Source organism: Sphingobacterium sp. B29, assembly GCF_001952815.1.
Taxonomy (GTDB): Bacteria; Bacteroidota; Bacteroidia; order Sphingobacteriales; family Sphingobacteriaceae; genus Sphingobacterium; species Sphingobacterium siyangense.
The window spans coordinates 3163764-3181998 of the sequence record NZ_CP019158.1 but is presented as its reverse complement, the minus strand read 5'-3'; the positions used below and the strand labels follow the sequence as shown (position 1 = coordinate 3181998).

Here is an 18235-nt window from a genome sequence, read left to right as displayed (position 1 = left end):
GGTTTGCGTAAATAGACTAATTACCAGCCTGGATTTTGTACCATTTTTGGGTTTTTGATCACTTCCGAGAATGGAATTGGAGCCAGATACATTTTTGCTTCAAATGTCATTTTCAGAATAGGAACTGATTGCCTGATCACCCCGGTTCCCGTTTGATAAATGACGGTGGCATGAAGCTCCTTATTAAACTCCTCTTCGGCTATTTTCCACCTTCGCACATCGTAAAAGCGATGCTCCTCAAAGGCCAGCTCCTTTCTCCTTTCGAGGTAGATCAGCTCCCGCATTTCTGCTTTGGTCAATGCCTCGGGAAGTTGATAGGGACTCAGTCCTGCCCGTTGTCGTATTTGTTCAACAGCACGATAGACATTGACATCAGGTCTGTCCAGACGTTCATTTCGTGCTTCCGCATAATTCAGCAATATTTCAGCATAACGGAACAGGATAAAGTCATGGTTTACATTACTATAGTTTGCAAGGGATTCAAAATTTCCCATAAACTTGCGGAGGTAATAGCCCGTTTTTGTCTGTTGCTTGGATCCACCTGGCTTATCGGATCCACCCTCAAAGGTTTGTACAGGTCGATTTAACCAAGGGGCACCATTATAAAAAACAGTTGCGTAAAAGCGGCTGTCGCGCCCTACATAAGGATCGTTTGGATCATAACCTGAATTTTCGTCCGTAATTTTAAGACCGTTGCTCATCCCAAAGGCGTCTACAAGTTCCTGGGTCGGACTAGTTCGACCATTGTTCACTCCATTGGCATAACCCACAGGACCATTGTTATTTTCAAAACTGGTATTGTTGCCACCTTGTTTCGCAAAGATCCGTTCATTGTTGCGTGTGATAAAGACATCTTTAAACTGCGGTTCAAGTTTAAACAGGTTTAGATCCATTAAGTCTTTGGCCGCGTTCTCGGCCAACTGCCATCGCCCAGCGGAAAATGCCGTATACCCAGTAAGAATATTCTGCCCATCTATATTTCCACCGTTGAACAATGGGCTGGCAGCATACAGGAGCACACGGGATTTTAGCGCCATGGCTGCCGCCTTAGTAGGCCTTCCATAAAAAGCCAGATTAAATGGATCAGTACGTAAACTATCCTTTATTGCGTCACATTCCTTCACAATATAGTTGACGCATTCTTCGAAGCTCGCACGTGGTAGCTCAATATCATCGTTCAGCTGGTATACCTTATCGCCCATCAGTGGCACCCCGCCATACCGCTTGACCAATTCAAAATAAAATAAGGCACGCATAAATTTTGCTTCGGCTTTCCATACGCGCGGCATAGGCGTACCATTCTCCAGTTTCCCTTTAACTGGTACCCGATCAATATTTTGAATAAAAATGCTGGTCTTTCGAATCCCCTGATACCAAGATGCCCACAGGTTGTCCTGATAATTATCCGAAGTATAAGAACCTGCTGCCAACTGCTGCACCGATGTGTTGGTCGGATTGGAGGAAACCGCATCATCCGTAGCTGCGTCGAGAAAATCTCCACCAACCCGATTGCCCAGGCTGGGCAGATAACGGTAGCAATCGGTCAGAAACCGGTTTGCATTTACGCCGGCCGAATCCCTTCGGTCAAACACCTGATCCAGTGTCTGCAACTCGATAGGCTCTTCCTCCAGGTCGCTTTTACAGGAGAAGATCCCAAGTGTGACTCCAACCAGGAACATCCATTTAAGCCGATTATATTTTATACGAATGAGCTGTGCTTTAAAAGGCATCTGCAAGCCTCGGCCCATGTCAGACGCGGATTTAATTTCAGACGCTCTGCAAGATACCTCACGCTCCTCAGCATGTATGTGGTTTGAATAAGAATATTTCATCATTGTCGATTTCTAAGGTTTATAATTTCACTTTTACACCAAAGCTTATGATCCGCTGTGCTGGATAAGCTGTACCTGATGAGATTTCAGGATCCAGACGTCCATAGGGGGTAAAAGTGAACAGGTTTTGCGCGTTTGCAAAGATGCGTACCGAGGATAGCTTCGCCCGCTTTGTCCAATTGAAGGGCAATGTATAGCCGACATCCAGGTTCCTTACCCGAAGATATTCCCCCGAACGGGTCCAGTAGCTAGAAATATTTTGTGTATTGGTCGGATCGGGTCCCAGCGTCAGCCTTGGATAGGTTGCAGCAGTACCGGTCTCCGGTGTCCAGCGTCCCAGCATATAATCAAATCCCTGTCCGTCGCCGGTATTTCCAAAGGAATAATCCGTCTGCTGGTAACTACGGTTCAATACCCCCTGAAGCAATACGCTGAAATCAAACCCCGCAACATTGAATCCTACGGTAGTACCAAAATATACGAGTGGTTTTGTATTGCCAATGGCCGTTTGATCGTACTGGTTGATGATACCGTCTCCATTCAGGTCCACTAGTTTGACATCACCAGGATACACCTTATTCCCCGATAGTAATGGTGCATGATCGGCTTCATCCTGTGTCTGGATCAGCCCATCCGCACGGTAACCAAATGTCTGGCCTATGGGCATCCCCGTGCGCCTGTTCCAGTTATATTGCTGAAAGACCTCGTTCATATACAGCACTTGGGTCTTCATCCTTGAGGCATTAGCGGTAATGAAATAGTTAAACTCACCGAAATTATTTTGATAGGTCAAAGTGATTTCCTGCCCCTCATAACGGTTTTTACCAATATTTTCATTCGGATACCCAATACCGATCAAGTCAATGGTCGATCCGCGCTGTTGCAATAAGTCAAAATAAGTATCTCTAAAATAGTCGGCTGTCAATTTCAGTGTTGAATGCCAAAAGGCAGCATCCAAACCGATGTTAAATTTATTTCCCTTTTCCCAGGTTCCTTCAATGTTGGCAAGCCCTTTTTCAATCAAGCTATTGGTGTAAGCGTATTCTGAGCCAAAATCATAGCCGTTCGCTCCGTCCTGTCCATAAGAAGCTCGCCAGCTGTAATAACCTAGGGCGGCTTCGTTGGTATTTCCCGTCCGCCCAAATGTAGCGCGCCATTTCAGTTGGGAAAGCCAATCCGCTTTTTCCTTCAGAAAGTCTTCCTGCATCATATCCCAGCCCAACCCAAAAGCATAAAACAGGCCATATTGGTTTCCCGGCATAAAACGATTGAATCCTGAATAATTTAAGGCTACTTCAGCAAAGTACTTATCCTGATAGACATAGTTTGCTGTCGCCGCAAAGTTGGTGTAGATCGCAGGTAAGTCAAACTGATAATTGGCCGTTTGCCTGTCCATAAACAGTTTGGCGCCGACACGATGTTTCCCACTCAGTTGTCTATCATACCCCAGTGCCCCCTGGAAATAGAAAAAGTTTGCTGTCGATGTGGTTGCAAATGAATTAGGCTGGTCAGCTATCGTTCCATACCGTACATACACGAGCTCTTTTTGCTCGTTATAGCTTAAGTCATACACCGGCTGTTGGCGATTGCGGTCAATGAGGCTCGACGAAGTTGATGAAACATTTAGCTTACCCTTTGCGTACAGTCCGGGAACAAATTTGTCAAGCTTGTAATTAAAATCCAGATTAGCCAGCAGGTCCCTCGTATTGTCCAACAGATAACCCGATCCCGTCGCAAGCTGGTACAAATTGCTCCGGTACACGGAGGAACCACCATAAGATTGGTCGGGATTAAAAATTGGATACGCGTTATTCGGTGTATTGTACAAGGTTGATAAGATCGTTCCTGTTTTTGCCCCCGGCTGTCTGCCATTCTGTATCTTTCCAAAAAACTGTAGTCCAATTGTTAAGTCATCAGTTACATCCACATCAATGGCACTATTGATGAGATAACGTTTATGCTGTACGTTGGTCTCATAGTCAAACTTATCATCCGATTTAAATAAACCATATTGGTTCAGGTAATTTAGCGAAAGGGCATACCGTGCATTTTTGATTCCACCCTTCACACCAAGGTTATATTTGGTGGTCGGGTTATTGTCCCTTACGACGGCATCGTACCAGTTGACATCCGGGAAAAACAGTGGATTGGTTCCATCCCTAAAGGCTTTAAAATCGTCCGAACTATACACGGGTTGCCGCCCTGCATTGAGAAGTGCTTCGTTGTGGAGATAGGCATACTGATAGGCGTTCAACGGCTGTGGCATTTTAAGCGATTGCTGAATTCCTGTTTGTGCTGTAAAGCTGATCCTTGGTGGTCCTGCCTGTCCCTTTTTCGTCGTTACCTGCAATATCCCTCTGGAACTCCGTTGTCCCAATAAAATGCTGGAAAGTGCATCTTTGACCACGGTCACCGATTCGATGTTTTCGGGATCAATGGAATAGATATCCCGCTGTACACCGTCGATCATAGTCACCGGACTTTGTCCCCTCAAGTTGAAGCCGATTTCAGTATTATCACCGATGCTGGAACGGTATTTCACGGCATCCGAGGGAAGAGATCCCGCCAGATCATTAGCGGTAATTGCGGTCATGCTCGGTGAACGAAATCCGCTGACTTCCTGCGTAAACAGCCCCGGCAACCGGCCTGTAAGCGCATTCAAATACAAGGATGTCGGTACATCTTTGATCTGACTGTTATAGACTACCGAAACGGATCCAAGGAGCTCCGAACTTTTCTTTTTTTCATAGCCTATACGCAAGGAGTCTGCACTTTGAAGTACGGCCGGCACCAAAGACACCAGTTTTTCGGCACCTCCCTTTATCCTCTTTCTATAATATCCCGGATATTCCACCCATAAGACTTCATGCGTAAGATGGCCTGACGGGGAAAAATCTCCATTTTCATCAGTCTCACCGACAAGCTGCCGCCCGGCGTCATAGACCTTAGCACCTGAAATCGGCTTACCATATTCATCTACAATTTTCGGAAATTTCCCTATCGCCCGCTCCTCATTCCCTGAGGCTGTCTCGCGGAGCCGTGGATACCAGCTGGCCTGCGCGGTCTGTTTATCGGCAATCACCAACAATACACCGACAACACTTAATTTTATATAATGGTTAAACATTTGTCATTCGTTTATTAGGTTAGCAATCACTCACAGCGGAAGGTATATTTAAAAGGCTCATCCGTATTGCCATAACCGACACTTTTGGTTCCCGTAATGTCCGTATAGAAATATTCCAGCCGGGCGATATGTACATCTTTATCGACCTTAAAAAATCCACGTGGCCAGATATCAATAAGGTACTTTTTACCACCGACGTCCGTCAGTTTGGTATCTGCTGTCTGTTTCCTGATTTCAGCAATAAGCTTTCCTGACTCATCCATTGCCCTGACATGTAGATAGATGGCAGGCTCATGATCCAGCACCGTATTGGTAACCCCACCATCAAAAGTCAATGTAATGATATCATTGTCCAGACTTTTGACCGGTTGTACCGTACCCAACTGTGGGTTGATAAAATCGATCAGATCGCCCTCACCATCGGTTACCTCGAAAGCATTTGAGAACGTAAACTTTTTATAATCTGTATCCTCCGGACGCAGATTTTCGATTGAAGAACCGATATAGAATCCCAAAGACAGCAACATATTTTCGGCTCCCACGTTACATTCGGCCTTCACCGTAAAATCGATATCTTCGTTATTGACAAAGGAATAGGCCTGTGTACTTCTAAAAACAATCCATTCCATATCATCCACCAGATTGGGGCCTATACCGAACATTTTCTTGGCGGCCTGATGCCAGCTCAGTCCCGATACAGGTTCGAGTTCGCTGTCCGGAATAATACGCATGGTGCCATCTCCCTTTGGACTGGTAAAGGACATGGTCAGGTTTTTACGCGCATTCCATCCCTTGGGTACCATTATACCCGCGACTAGCTGGGTGCTATAATTACCTCCCCCCTGGATACGGGGCTCGGCCCCGCACTTCATCGTGAACGTCACCCTTTCATTTGCTTTTGCAGATGTAGGCACAGCTACTGAGATGGCTTTAAGACCGCATTGAGCTAAGAATATGGCCAAAAATAGCCCCATTGCCCAGAAGATATATGTCGAATAATGTGTGTTCTTTTTCATGTATAAATAATTTGTTCTTTAAAGGCCACATAGAATATCCAGATATTTCATATTCCACCGTTCAAACGTTCACAATCATATTGATAGGTGTTGCTGCTGCAACCCAGGCTCATCACTAAGCTGAGCTGGCGTTTGCCCTTGACTACAGGGAATTGAAATTTGAGGACCACCTCCTCTTTACCCTCGGTTGGACTAAGCACAACACTAAAGGGATACTGTGGATCATCCAGACGGTACTTTCCCGAGCCGCTGACTACAAAAGGTAGATTATCAGCAATGGTATAGGTTCCATCGGCATTGAAATCGATCTTAAAATCTTCCAATTTCAAACGCTTACTCAGGTCTTCCCCGTTTCGAGTCAGCTGAGTTACTTGCCATTTTCCGGTAATATCTTTTTCGGCCTCTTCGGTGGGGATATTGCCCAGCTCATCCTTACAGGAGTTTATTCCCATACATAGGACCAGCATCAAGGACCATGAGCGTATCTTGTATATTTTCATCCGTTTAGTTTTTTTAATATCCTGGATTTTGAATCAAGTCTAAGGACTTCGCTACCTCAGATTGCGGGATGGGCCAGAGGTACATGCGTTTGTCAAAGACACGTTTTCGTACGTTGATGGTATTGTAGATTGTTCCCGCTGTTGTACGAACGGGTTCAGTCCCGTGCAGCTGTTTATTTTCCAATGATTCAGCCAACTTCCAACGGCGTACGTCAAAAAAACGATGTCCTTCAAAGGCCAGTTCTTTTTGTCGCTCATTCCGGATTATCTCACGCATGGCGACCTTGTTTAGGCCAGTCGGCAATACAAAAGGATCCAACCCTGCCCTTTCTCGGATAGCCTCCACCGCTGCATAGACCTTCAGATCCGGGATCCCGAGCGATTCGTTGCGTGCTTCAGCATAGTTCAACAAAATTTCCGCATATCGGATAATTGGCAGACAGCGCGGCGTGTAGGTATTGAACCAATCCGCGGCTACATCCCGATTGACCATTTTATAGGTATAATACCCCGTAGGCGTGCCACGGTAAATGGCATCCTGCCCCGAAGTCACATTGTTTGGATTGGACTTATCGATATAGATATTGACTGGCCTCCGGGCTAATCCATCGCGGTGAATGACCAGAGACTGATCCCGAGTTACGGTATTCGCTAAGCGGGGATCGCGGTTTTTATAGGGATTTTTCGGATCATATCCAGCATTGGGATCGTTAATAGGCAAACCATTACGCATTCCAAAAGCATCCACCGTTTCCAGATACGGATAAGCGCCGGGGTTGCTTACGCCAAAAGTTGGCGGATTCCAGATACCTTCAAGATCCCGGTTTGAATCTTGCATTTTGGCGAGGATATATTCTGAGTTTTTACGCAGCTGAAACAGCTGATAGAAGCCAAATCCAGGTTCGGGATCGTTGTTGACATACAAACTGTAATGTCCAGATTCAATGACCTGCGCTGCTGCCGCTTCGGCCCGCTGCCAGCGTGTTTCATCCACGACGGAATAGGCAACGACATCCTTCAACGCCCCCTCTGTTGTCACTGGGCTGCCATTGAATAGCGGGCTCGCTGCATAAAGCAGTAAGCGAGATTTCAACCCATAACAAGCTGCTTTACTGATCCGTCCATAATCTTCGCCTGCATGTTCCCATGGGAGATCCTGTGCGGCAGCATCGCATTCAGCTGCAATATAGCTCACACATTCATCGAACGTATTACGCTTAGCTGGGATAACATCACTTGCTGCGTAAACACTGTCTCCCATCAGTGGCACACCACCATAATGTTCCAATAAAATAAAGTAATAATAAGCTCTTAGAAAGCGGGTTTCGGCTTTTACCCGCACCTTAATATTCGTACCGAAGCGTGCCCTATGCAGGTTTTTAAGCATAATATTTGCCCTACGAATATTAGTATAGGGTTTTGCCCAGGCATCATTGGTGATAATATTGGAGTTGACGGTACCCGTGGCAAACTGGATAAAGGTATTGATACTGCCGAGTCCAGCGCCTTCCGCTTCATCTGTACTGGCATCAAGCCCACCCCCACCAAAGCGCTTAGGCCAAGTCGCAAATCCAATATCACCATATATTCCCGACAGGAAGTTAATGGTATACGTACTATCTGAAAAAACGACCTCTTCATTCAGATCTGATGATTGCGTCTGATCTAAAAATCCCTGTTTACTACAAGCCGCAAAGGCCAGGAAGGCCAGTGCGCAAAATGTCAATTGGCTTTTGTTCATAATTTTTTGTAAAACAGTAAAATAATTGGTTATGCTATCATGATGTCAGCGAGCCTAGCCCGCTGACATTAATTTTTTCAAAAGATCTAATCGATCGAACTTAGGGAAAATGGCCTCGAAGCCGTAGAAATCCCCCTTTCATAATTGGGTTTATCCCCCATGACAAAATGAAGCTCGCCCCCTTTCAGCAGATCTTCATAACGAATAAAATTTTTGTCGTAGGCTGCTCCATTGAGTGTAGCTGATTGAATATAGACATGTTCCAGACTATTGTTATCCGCCTTGATGGTAAATGTTTTCCCATTATCGAGACTGATGGTCACTTTTTTGAATACTGGACTCCCAAACACATATTCATCGGTTCCGGGACAGACACTATAGATCCCCATAGCACTCAGTACATACCAGGAAGACATCTGCCCTTGGTCCTCATCACCCGGATACCCCTTTTCCGTCGCATTATAAAGGCGCGATGTCACCATACGAGCATATTTTTGTGCTTTCCAGGGTTGACCGCTGAAATTATACAGATACGGGACGTGCTGCGTCGGCTGGTTGCCATGCGCATACTGCCCCATTTTTGACAACAACATTTCACGCATTTCATGGATTTCCTGCTTATAGCTACCGTAGTTGACACGTTGCTCCATGGTGAAGAACGTATCCAGTTTTGCATTAAACTTATCCACCCCACCGATCAGGTTGATCAAGCCATTCACATCGTGCATCACCGACCAGGTATATTGCCAGGCATTTGCTTCGGTAAAAGGTCCACCCCATTCTACAGGATCAAAGGGTTCACGCCATTGCCCATTGTCCAGTCGGCCGCGCATAAAGTTTACCTGAGGATCAAATACATTCCTATAGTTGTACATCTGCCGGGCAAAGATATTTTCATAGAATTTGTTGCCCGTCGCCTTTGCCAGCTGATAAGCACAAAAGTCATCGTAGACATATTCCAATGTCTTTGCCGTACTTTCGTGAATATCGCCATAAGGAACATACCCCTTGGTAAAATACTCCTTCCACCCTTCGCGCCCATTTGATCCACCCCACAATCCTTTATTGGTCGCCTCATGGTAATAGGCTGCCAAAGCACTGTCGGCATCGAAGGTTCGGATCCCCTTCACCCAGGCATCTGCCAATAACGAGATGGCATGATTGCCAATCATCACGCCCGACATTCCAGGATTGGACCAGGTCGGAAAAAATCCGGCCTGCTTTTGCGCATCCAGCAGGGACTGCATATAACGTCCCTGATGATTGGATGCAGGAGATTGCTTAACGGAAATTGACCACGAAAAGTATCCCAAAAACCATTATCCGTAAACATGTACCCTTTATGAATCTTACCATCATAAGGGCTGAAATAATAGGGACTGCCCTCCGGATCCATTTCATAGAACTTACGTGAAAATAAATTGGCCCTGAACATGCAGGAATAAAATGTTGCCATCTCCGCTTCCGTCCCCCCTTCTACGCGCACGCGGTTCAGCAATGCATTCCAAGTATCAAAAGCTTTCTTTTTACTCACCTCAAAAGTATTGTGTCCGCCCAGTTCGCGTTTAAAATTAAGATCTGCCTGCTGCGGACTGATATAGGATGAAGCAATCTTCACTTCCACTTTTGCCCCAGGGCGGAATTCCAGATATCCACCTTTACCTTTCCCGGCATCATAGCGCTGCCCGGCCTGGATTGTGCTCTTGACATTTTCCCAGGTGCCGTAAGCTTTAAAATCCTGATCGAAGGTAAGCACAAAATAATTTTTCATATGCTCGGGCACAAAACGCCCATTATGCACATACCCGACAATCTTGCGTTCCTCAGGAATTATCTTAATCTCGCTATCGCCCAAAAAGCCATCCAATAGCAAGAACGCTTTTTCCTTTTTCGGGAAGCTAAAGCGCATATGCGCCCCTCTTTCCACTGGACTCAGTTCCGCCTTGATGCCGTTATCAAAATTGACGGCATAATAATGCGGTTTGGCGATCTCATTTTCATGTTTAAAGGATAACGCGCGACGTTCCTCATTGACCTCCAACTTCCCAAGGCCCGGCATCAACGAAAAAACCATATAATCGCCCATCCAGGGACTACATTGGTGAACCTGCTGAAATCCGCGTATGCTGTTTGCTTTGTATTGATATTTCCAGCCATCCCCATTTTTCCCCGTTTGTGCCGAAAAGAAATGCACCGCAAATGGCAGTCCTACCGTAGGATAAGTATTTCCATAGGACAGGCTCCATTCGGAATCGGTTCCCTGAAGCGTATTCACGTACTTTACCAGGTCCACTTGCTGCGCTTGCGCCTGGCTTAGCATCGCAAAAATCACTGTCAGATAAATACATAATCTTTGTTTCATAATCAGTTATTTAAATTTTCTATCATCTTAGAAGAATGTTCTTTAGTTTCAATGTTTCCTTTTCAGCATAACCATATTGCTTCCATAAGAGCTTTGCATTTTTTAATTGCTGTGCATGGGATTCCGTAAGCCGAATATGCTTCTCCTCGCCCGGCATCAGGGTAAAATAATTATCCGAAATCATGAGCGGCAAAATGCGTTCATTAGTTGCTGCATCCACCAGGCGTAAGCGATTACCAAATGATACTGACTTTCCACGGTTAACAATGCGAAGCATAATACCTTCGCTCCCCGCTTCTTTTTTATAGTCAAATTCAAGCTTGGCTTTCGGCAAACTAGTTAAGCTGGTATAATCCAGCTCTTTTCGTCCATTTCGCCAATAAAAGTTTTCAGACAGCAAAACGCCCTTTCTATCCTTTAGGGTAAGCTTGATGAAGTGTAGATCCGACAAGGCTGTAGCTTCTTGTTCGCCGCCAAAATTTAGACGGAAGATTTCCTTCGCCATATTAGCATGTACAGTAGCACTGGTTTGCATGCCATATTTTTTGATCTCCTGACCGCCCATGTCGAAGATCTGCGCCGAAATCCATACCGAATCAAGGTTATTTAGGCTCGTATTGATCACCTTAACACTGTTGTTGGATGCATTCCATTGAATATGTACCGGCTCACAGGCCTTTTTCGCTCCCCAATAGGCGCCCGTTGCATCGTAATAGTAATCATAGGTCTGCCATACAAATGAAGGGTAGGCCGATTGGCTCATCCAGATCAGCATACCTGCTGCATCGTTCCAGAGCTTGTCGTTCCAGGCTTCATACATGCCCTTCATGACTTCGAGGTTAAGGTATTGCGCCTTTTCAGCAAATGCAGATAGGTCCATCGATTCGCCATACTGTTTATTGACCGCATCTTTATACTGTATAGGACTGGCGTTAGCAGCTTCCTTACCAAAAAAATGCCTATTCCACACATTGTCATCTTCCGTTTTGAGCTGTTCGTCCGTAGGTAATGGCCAGAGCTTGTCCTTTGGGATAAACTTCACGATACTTTCATAATTGGGAAAAGTAGCCGTTCCGATTTCCGTACGTAGGCCATAACCGTAGTCGCTGCTATAAGGGTAAGGCGGATCGTTCCAGGCTAGGTTGCTTCCCGAAGTTTCAAAATGGTGCCGCGGTGGCTGGTTGCCCCACCATCCGCTTCCCGAAAGACCATCCTGATTGGAACTGGACTTATACAGCCGATCATTGTGGTCTTCCGACGCCACAATAGCACGCAGGTAATTATCCAATTCAGGTTTTGGACGGGTTTCATTGGCGCCGCACCAGATCGCTATGCTGGCATGATTTCGCAACCGTTTTACTTTATCGAGCGCATTTGCTTTAAAATCATCATCATTGGCCACATCGTTATACGCCACATAGAGCCAAAAATCGTCCCACACCATCATCCCATAGCGATCGCAATAATCATAGAAAGCATCGTCTGTGATCGAGCCTGTCCACAAGCGGATCATATTATAGTTCATATCCTTATGCAACTTGATCTTGAGACCGTACTCTTCCCCTTGGCAGCGGAGCAAGTATTCGCTCATTCCCCAATTCCCACCTTTGAGATAGATCTTTTTTCCGTTGACATAAAAATTCAGCACTGGCCATCCCGCTTTATTGCGTACATAATGGTACTCATATTTACGGATCCCAAACTGGATCTGCTTCTGATCCGAGATCTCATCACCAATTTTTGCGGTAAGCGAACAACTGTACAGATTCGGATCGCCATAACCATTTGGCCACCATAGCAGCGGCTGTTTGATCAAAAATTCCTTCACTTCCTTGCGGGTGATGTACACCTTTTGGGTGCTATGTGCCTCGACCCTCACTTTTTTAGAAAATCGGATATCCCCGGGCATAACGATTCCTTCCAGGGTTATTTCTTTGGCCTGATCGCCTGCATTTTTTAGATCGGTCGAAAAGTCCAGGTAGGCAAACTCGTTGCTTTCCAGGTCGGACCGCATCCAAGGATCTTCCATACTGACGTCGCCAGCAAAGCGCAGCGATACATTGCCAGTAATCCCAGCCAAACGTCCCGGCACATAAGGCATCCAGTCCCAGCCAGCCGCAGCCAAGTACGTGGGGCTTGCCGTTACGCCAAAAGGTTCTTTTGCCATACGTGTTTTTTTATGGTCGGCATCAGTAATCAACACCGCGATTGCATTTTCCTGCCCCACACGCACGAGATCTGTGATATCAAATTTGCTTCGCAACATATGGCCACTGACATCTTTGGTAGAGCCAGCTGTACCCGATAATTTCACGCCATTGCAGAAAAAATCGGCATAACGGTTGGTATTGTCAAAATGAATCCACACACGTTGCCCTTTTTTATAGTCTGCAGGCAGGCGAAAGGAAGTACGGTACCAGAACGGACGGTTGAATAACTGTTCATCCACGCGGTAGATGTTGTCTGAAAAATTGGGATCTGGTACCAGTCCTTGATCCACATAAGCTGTGAAGACGACCCCCGGAACAATACCGCGCACAGGGTCTTTCATCCGAAAATTGGGTTGTGCTATTTCCTGCCCTGAATAAGGCAGATCCGATTGCGGCTTTATTTCCCAACGAATCGTAGGATTATCACTATTGAGCGAAATCTCGCGTACTTGACCATAGCCAACAAGAGCAAGCTGTAGGAATAGCAGTATATATACTAGTCTTTTTTTCATTTGATCCCCCAGTCTTTGTTTGGATTAGGCCCCATATAGAGTTCCAAAGTTGCCCCAGCCACCATATCTTTAAAGTCAATGTAATTTTTAGCATAAGGCTTTCCGTTTAGGACTGCCCGCTGGATATATATATTATCCGCCGTATTATCGTGAGCGACAATGCGAAACCTTTTACCCGAGAAATAATTAGGATCCAGCTGAAAAGACAATTCCTGGAATATGGGACTTGTTATTTCAAAGCGTGTTGACCCCGGACAAGAGGGATGTATCCCCGAGGCGGCCAGCACATACCAGGCCGACATCTGTCCTACATCCTCATTTCCCACAATTCCCTCTACGGTATTACTATACGCTTTATCGCAGATGTAACGGGTCCATTTTTGGGTAAGGTAAGGCGCATCCAGATGATTGAACAAAAACGGAACTAAATGCACGGGCTCATTGGCGTGATTATAATAATCGTTCCAGCGCATATTTTCAGGTGTCTTCTCGAAAAAATCCGTTAGATCAGCTAAGGTCTTTTCTTTACCGCCCATCAACTGAATCATGCCTGGAATATCATGTGGCACAAACCAACCCTGCTGGTATGGGTTACTTTCAATCGTACCATACCATTCTTTGGTTCGCGCATTTTCGGGCCACTCTTCCCATGATCCATCATTTTTCCTTGGTCTGAACCAGCCTTTTTCCGGATCGAATATCTTCCGATAAGCTTGACTTTTGGCCAAATAAACGTGTTCTGTTTCCGTCTTGTTCAATCCTTTCGCCAGTTGTGCTATGCACCAGTCGGTGTATGCATATTCCAGCGTATTTGAGATGCTTAATGCTCCGGGGCTGTAACCTAAAGAATCATTGCCAAATCTTTTGGAGGTATTGATTGCAAAAGTTAATGCTTTGTGTGCGTCGTAATTGCGTATTCCTTTCGCATGGGCATCTGCCAGTACCGATAGCGCAGGATTACCGATCATGCAGCCTGAATACGCATTTAATAATTCCCAGCGTTCAAAATAACCCTTTCCAGATTCATCAGCCAGACTGATCAATGAATTGAGCTCATCATTTACTAAGCTGGGGTTAATCAATGTTTGCAATGGAAATTGTGAACGAAAAACATCCCACCCACTAAAAATGGTCCGTTTGGTAAAGCTCTCATTACGGTGTATTCTATTGTCACCACCCGTATAACGTCCGTCTACGTCCGTAAAGATGCGTGGATCAATCATGGTATGGTACAATGAGGTATAAAAGATCGTTTTCTGGTCTTCGGTACCGCCTTCAAGCGCAATTTTGGACAGCTGAGTATTCCACATTGCTCTGGCTTCCCGACGGACGCGATCGAAATTCTTGCCTGCGATTTCCTTTTTAAAATTATTTTCGGCGCCCTGCATATCGACGAAAGAAATGCCGACCTGTAGATTGACCTGCTCGCCCTGTCGGGTTTCAAATTCGGAGAAAACGCCAAGGTGTTTGCCTTCCATTTCGTTTTTTCCGGGCCATACCTTCGCTTCGGCTATCCGATTTTGGTAGGGTATGGACTGTACATCCTCACGCTTACGCGTCCAGTTGTCGGGGATTTCTGCCGACCAGATACCATATTTTTTTAAGGGTTTATCAAAGCGTGCATAAAAGTAAACCGTGTAATCCGCCTTACCATCGCCATCGCCCCAGCCACCGCCCTCCGGCGCACAGTGCATCCATCCCTGAATACTATAGTCATCGACTTTCCGGACATATTGCTGTATTGCAGTGCCGCCAACGCGACGTGCCAGGTCGATCTGGATACGTGATTCCTTATTTTGCGGAAAGGTAAAACGAAGCATACCGCTATGTGGGGCAGCGGTAGCCTCCACCCGTATGTTATACCGTTCGAGATCAACCGCATAGTAGCCAGCCTGGGCGATCTCAGTGGACTTGTTGTAGGGAGACCGATAACCGGTCACGGTACCATCCTCCTTACCCGCAATGGTATGCAACCTACCGGTGGTAGGCATCACCAGAAAATTTCCGAGATCGCCATACCAGCCTACTCCACTCATCTGCGTGAAAGCAAAACCTTCCATACTGCGATGCTCGTAACTATACCCAGGACTGTTATCACCGCCTGTAATCGTGTTAGGGCTCACCTGTACCATGCCATAGGGTGTCGTCGCCCCCGGAAAAGTCTTTCCCAAACCATGATACGTGCCTGCGGCGCCCACACTTGTACTCGCACCAATAAATGGATTGACATAGTCTGCTAAACTGGGAACAGGATGATATCGGCGACTAGCACACGATGTCGAAGACAGGATTAGCGCGATAACAAAACAAGATAGCAGTCCATATAATTTGTTCATATTGATTTATCGTTTCTTAGGTTCTATTTATTAATCTGAAAGGTTCTGATTCCGAATTTTGGCAGCTGCACCACAAAAGCCTTGCTCTTGTCATCTACCCTACTCAGGGAATATTCCCCTTTTGCTCACCATTTAGCAGAACTTCCTGCAGCGAAGCCGCAGGAGAGTTTATGGCGACAGATGATGTGGCCTGTTTATTGCCCGTATTAAAGAGGCGTAAGCTAAGTTGTCCATGATCCAACAGCAAGGCCGAGATTTCCAGGTTATTATCCGAGATTGTGATCAGTTGACGATCGCTAAGTTCCAAATGGGGATGATAGAAAGCCAGCAAGGGTTCGTTCCAGGCATTGCTTCGATCTGCGATACGCGCTGTATTCCAGTTATTTTCATGTGGTATCAATGCATAGTGCATGTGTAATGGTTCAGTGATCTTATAATCCATCCCCCACAATCCCAAACCCGAGTATTGTGCCGTCAGACTCAATGGATACGCTTTACCATGGACGTATGACCCCGCATGGTCGGTCAGTACGGCGAGTCCATATTGGCTATTTTCATCATAGAGATCTACCCAGTTCAACACCACGTTGTTCTTAATCTGATCCCACTGGCCAAAAAAGGTATCCTCTAAGCTACTTTCGGTGACGTCAAAAGGTGCATTTTTGGCTATTTTCCCCTGTTTCAACGTTGAAGGAAACATGACTTTCAACTTATAGCGATCGTCCGTAAAAGCACGTCTGTTATCAGTCCATTTCTTTTGTTGCTTATATTCACCGATTCCCACATTGCCTTTCCAATCGATGGTCAGGTTCATATCGATGCGTTGTTGACCTGCCACTAGAGACAGCAACTGAACAAAGGGATGCCCATTGATATTCCCTTTTACCTCCACCGTTGTTTTCAGCCCATCATCCTGTACAATAGTAAACACTACAGGGCTTTCCTTGGAAGAATAAAATTTCTCCTGCTCATAAAAATGCCCTGCGATTTCTCCCATCCGATAAGCCTCGTCTTGTGCAGCGAATTCCTTATGATTTGCATATTTGGCAATCAGACTCTTGATTGTTCCACCCTGCTTTTTATCCAGCACAATCTTGTACAATTCATTTTCGAGAATACAATTGCCTTCGGTATCAAAGCGGACGATTTTTCGTCGTTCACGCGATTTAGATTGTCCCGGCTTAATGGGTTGAGCGGGCTTAAGCTGATAGGTAGCATAGCCGAAGCCATTCACCTCTGCTTCAAATTCCACGACCTTACCCTGATCCGTTTGACGGCACTGCACAGGCAATACCTGCTGTTTTCCTGTCCACACGGTGACATCATCCACATCTGCAGGTAAGCGCACCTGTACCCATTCCTTTCGGTGCCGGGCTAGCGTATTATAAACCCGGATATAGCCCAATTCCGAATTGGTACTCCGCGTGGAAGAGGCATAAGAAGCATTTGCCTGCTGGATCAATTGGTCCGCAATGTTCAGGGTATTGTTTGTCCACTTCTCGATCGCCTGCGCCCAAGTCTGGTCCTGATGCAACTTATTGTAAGGCACAATCCACGAGTCGTGGTGCTGGGCCATCATCAAGGTTCGCCAAGCTTCGTCAAGGCGTTTATGATCTGGTACAAAACCATGATCCATAAAAGCCATGGCCCCGATTTTTTCAGCTTGCAGTATGCTGTTTTCCGCTTTGCGCACCTGTTGTGCAATACGTTGCAGCACTTGGCTCCCCCACATTAAGTTAACCAAAATATCCTCCTGCCCCATTTTCCAGCTGGGCACAGCTCGTCCGGCGGGGACCGACCGAAAATATTCCGTCCAGGTGGTGTAAAGCACCTGATTTTTCACCTGTTCGCCCGTTCCCATCCACGGACCATTTTTCCAACCTGCATCCTGGTAGCACATACCGACAGGATTCATAATTGCAGCATCATAACAACTCTTCCAATAGTCCGCAGTATTGGCCCAAGCCGTAGTCTGCCAGGTGGAGTTTTTTTCAAAAGCCTCATTTGCATAACGGGGTACCGTAAGGATTGCCGTACCATCGGGCCCTTCCCAATTCAGAAATTGACCACCATGTGCCCTGATGTAGCCTCCCCAGCAGGTATTTGGCGTTTTAAGTACCGCATATTGAAATCCGAATTGCCGAAGGATCTGGGGTAGACTGCTTGTAAAACAAGGTTCTTCCGCAGCATAAGTTGTAAAGTTGATTTCTGGAAAATGCGCGTGATATTTAGCCATGCCATAAGCAAATTGACGGATGATACTTTCACCAGAGATATTATACAGATAAGGTTGCGCATAGGTCGGATTTGTGAAATCCAGACGTGGATCCTTCGCCCATTCCTTCATGCGTGCATAGCCAGCAGGATCCTTAACCTTGACCGAATCCCAGGTCTCCGGTTCGATCTCAAGTCCAATTCGCCAGCTTGGTGACGCTTCCAGATGGTCGAGCATAAATGTCGTTACCCAAAATGGGTAGTGTCCGTAAACCCCGCCGTGATAACCATCGACAAAATAAGCTTGCTGTTGTCCCTTTAGTCCAGCTGCTGACGACAACACAATGAGCAAAATAACTGCTATTTTTTTCAACCCGGTCATGCC

At 46.0% G+C, this 18235-nt stretch carries 8 protein-coding genes and 1 pseudogene; all 9 read right to left on the bottom strand.

From position 1 onward, the window contains the following. Window positions 1-20: 20 nt before the first annotated feature. The gene (locus tag BV902_RS13305; RefSeq protein WP_237241624.1) at window positions 21-1835 is read right to left on the bottom strand and encodes a RagB/SusD family nutrient uptake outer membrane protein; all 1815 of its coding nucleotides are present in this window, start codon (window positions 1833-1835) and stop codon (window positions 21-23) included. A 16-nt stretch (window positions 1836-1851) separates the two neighbouring features. Beyond that, window positions 1852-4959, bottom strand: coding sequence for a SusC/RagA family TonB-linked outer membrane protein (locus BV902_RS13300; RefSeq protein WP_083663599.1), 3108 nt, complete (start codon window positions 4957-4959; stop codon window positions 1852-1854). A 26-nt stretch (window positions 4960-4985) separates the two neighbouring features. Beyond that, window positions 4986-5975: a DUF4961 domain-containing protein gene (locus tag BV902_RS13295; protein ID WP_075992357.1), complete on the bottom strand. Its 990-nt coding sequence runs from the start codon at window positions 5973-5975 to the stop codon at window positions 4986-4988. Window positions 5976-6022: 47 nt separating this feature from the next. Beyond that, a complete protein-coding gene (locus BV902_RS13290; RefSeq protein ID WP_157626062.1) occupies window positions 6023-6475 on the bottom strand; it encodes a DUF5004 domain-containing protein in 453 nt (150 codons plus the stop codon). A 13-nt stretch (window positions 6476-6488) separates the two neighbouring features. Next, window positions 6489-8216, bottom strand: a complete 1728-nt coding sequence (locus tag BV902_RS13285; protein WP_083663598.1) for a RagB/SusD family nutrient uptake outer membrane protein — start codon at window positions 8214-8216, stop codon at window positions 6489-6491. An 86-nt stretch (window positions 8217-8302) separates the two neighbouring features. After that, window positions 8303-10536 (bottom strand): annotated as a pseudogene (locus BV902_RS13280) (GH92 family glycosyl hydrolase). A gap of 64 nt (window positions 10537-10600) precedes the next feature. After that, window positions 10601-13300: a glycoside hydrolase family 2 protein gene (locus BV902_RS13275; RefSeq protein WP_075992356.1), complete on the bottom strand. Its 2700-nt coding sequence runs from the start codon at window positions 13298-13300 to the stop codon at window positions 10601-10603. Next, a complete protein-coding gene (locus BV902_RS13270) occupies window positions 13297-15636 on the bottom strand; it encodes a GH92 family glycosyl hydrolase (protein ID WP_075992355.1) in 2340 nt (779 codons plus the stop codon). Before BV902_RS13270 ends, BV902_RS13275 begins: the two co-directional genes overlap by 4 nt. Window positions 15637-15739: 103 nt before the next feature. Next, a complete protein-coding gene (locus BV902_RS13265) occupies window positions 15740-18232 on the bottom strand; it encodes a glycoside hydrolase family 38 C-terminal domain-containing protein (RefSeq protein WP_216640471.1) in 2493 nt (830 codons plus the stop codon). Window positions 18233-18235: the final 3 nt, after the last annotated feature.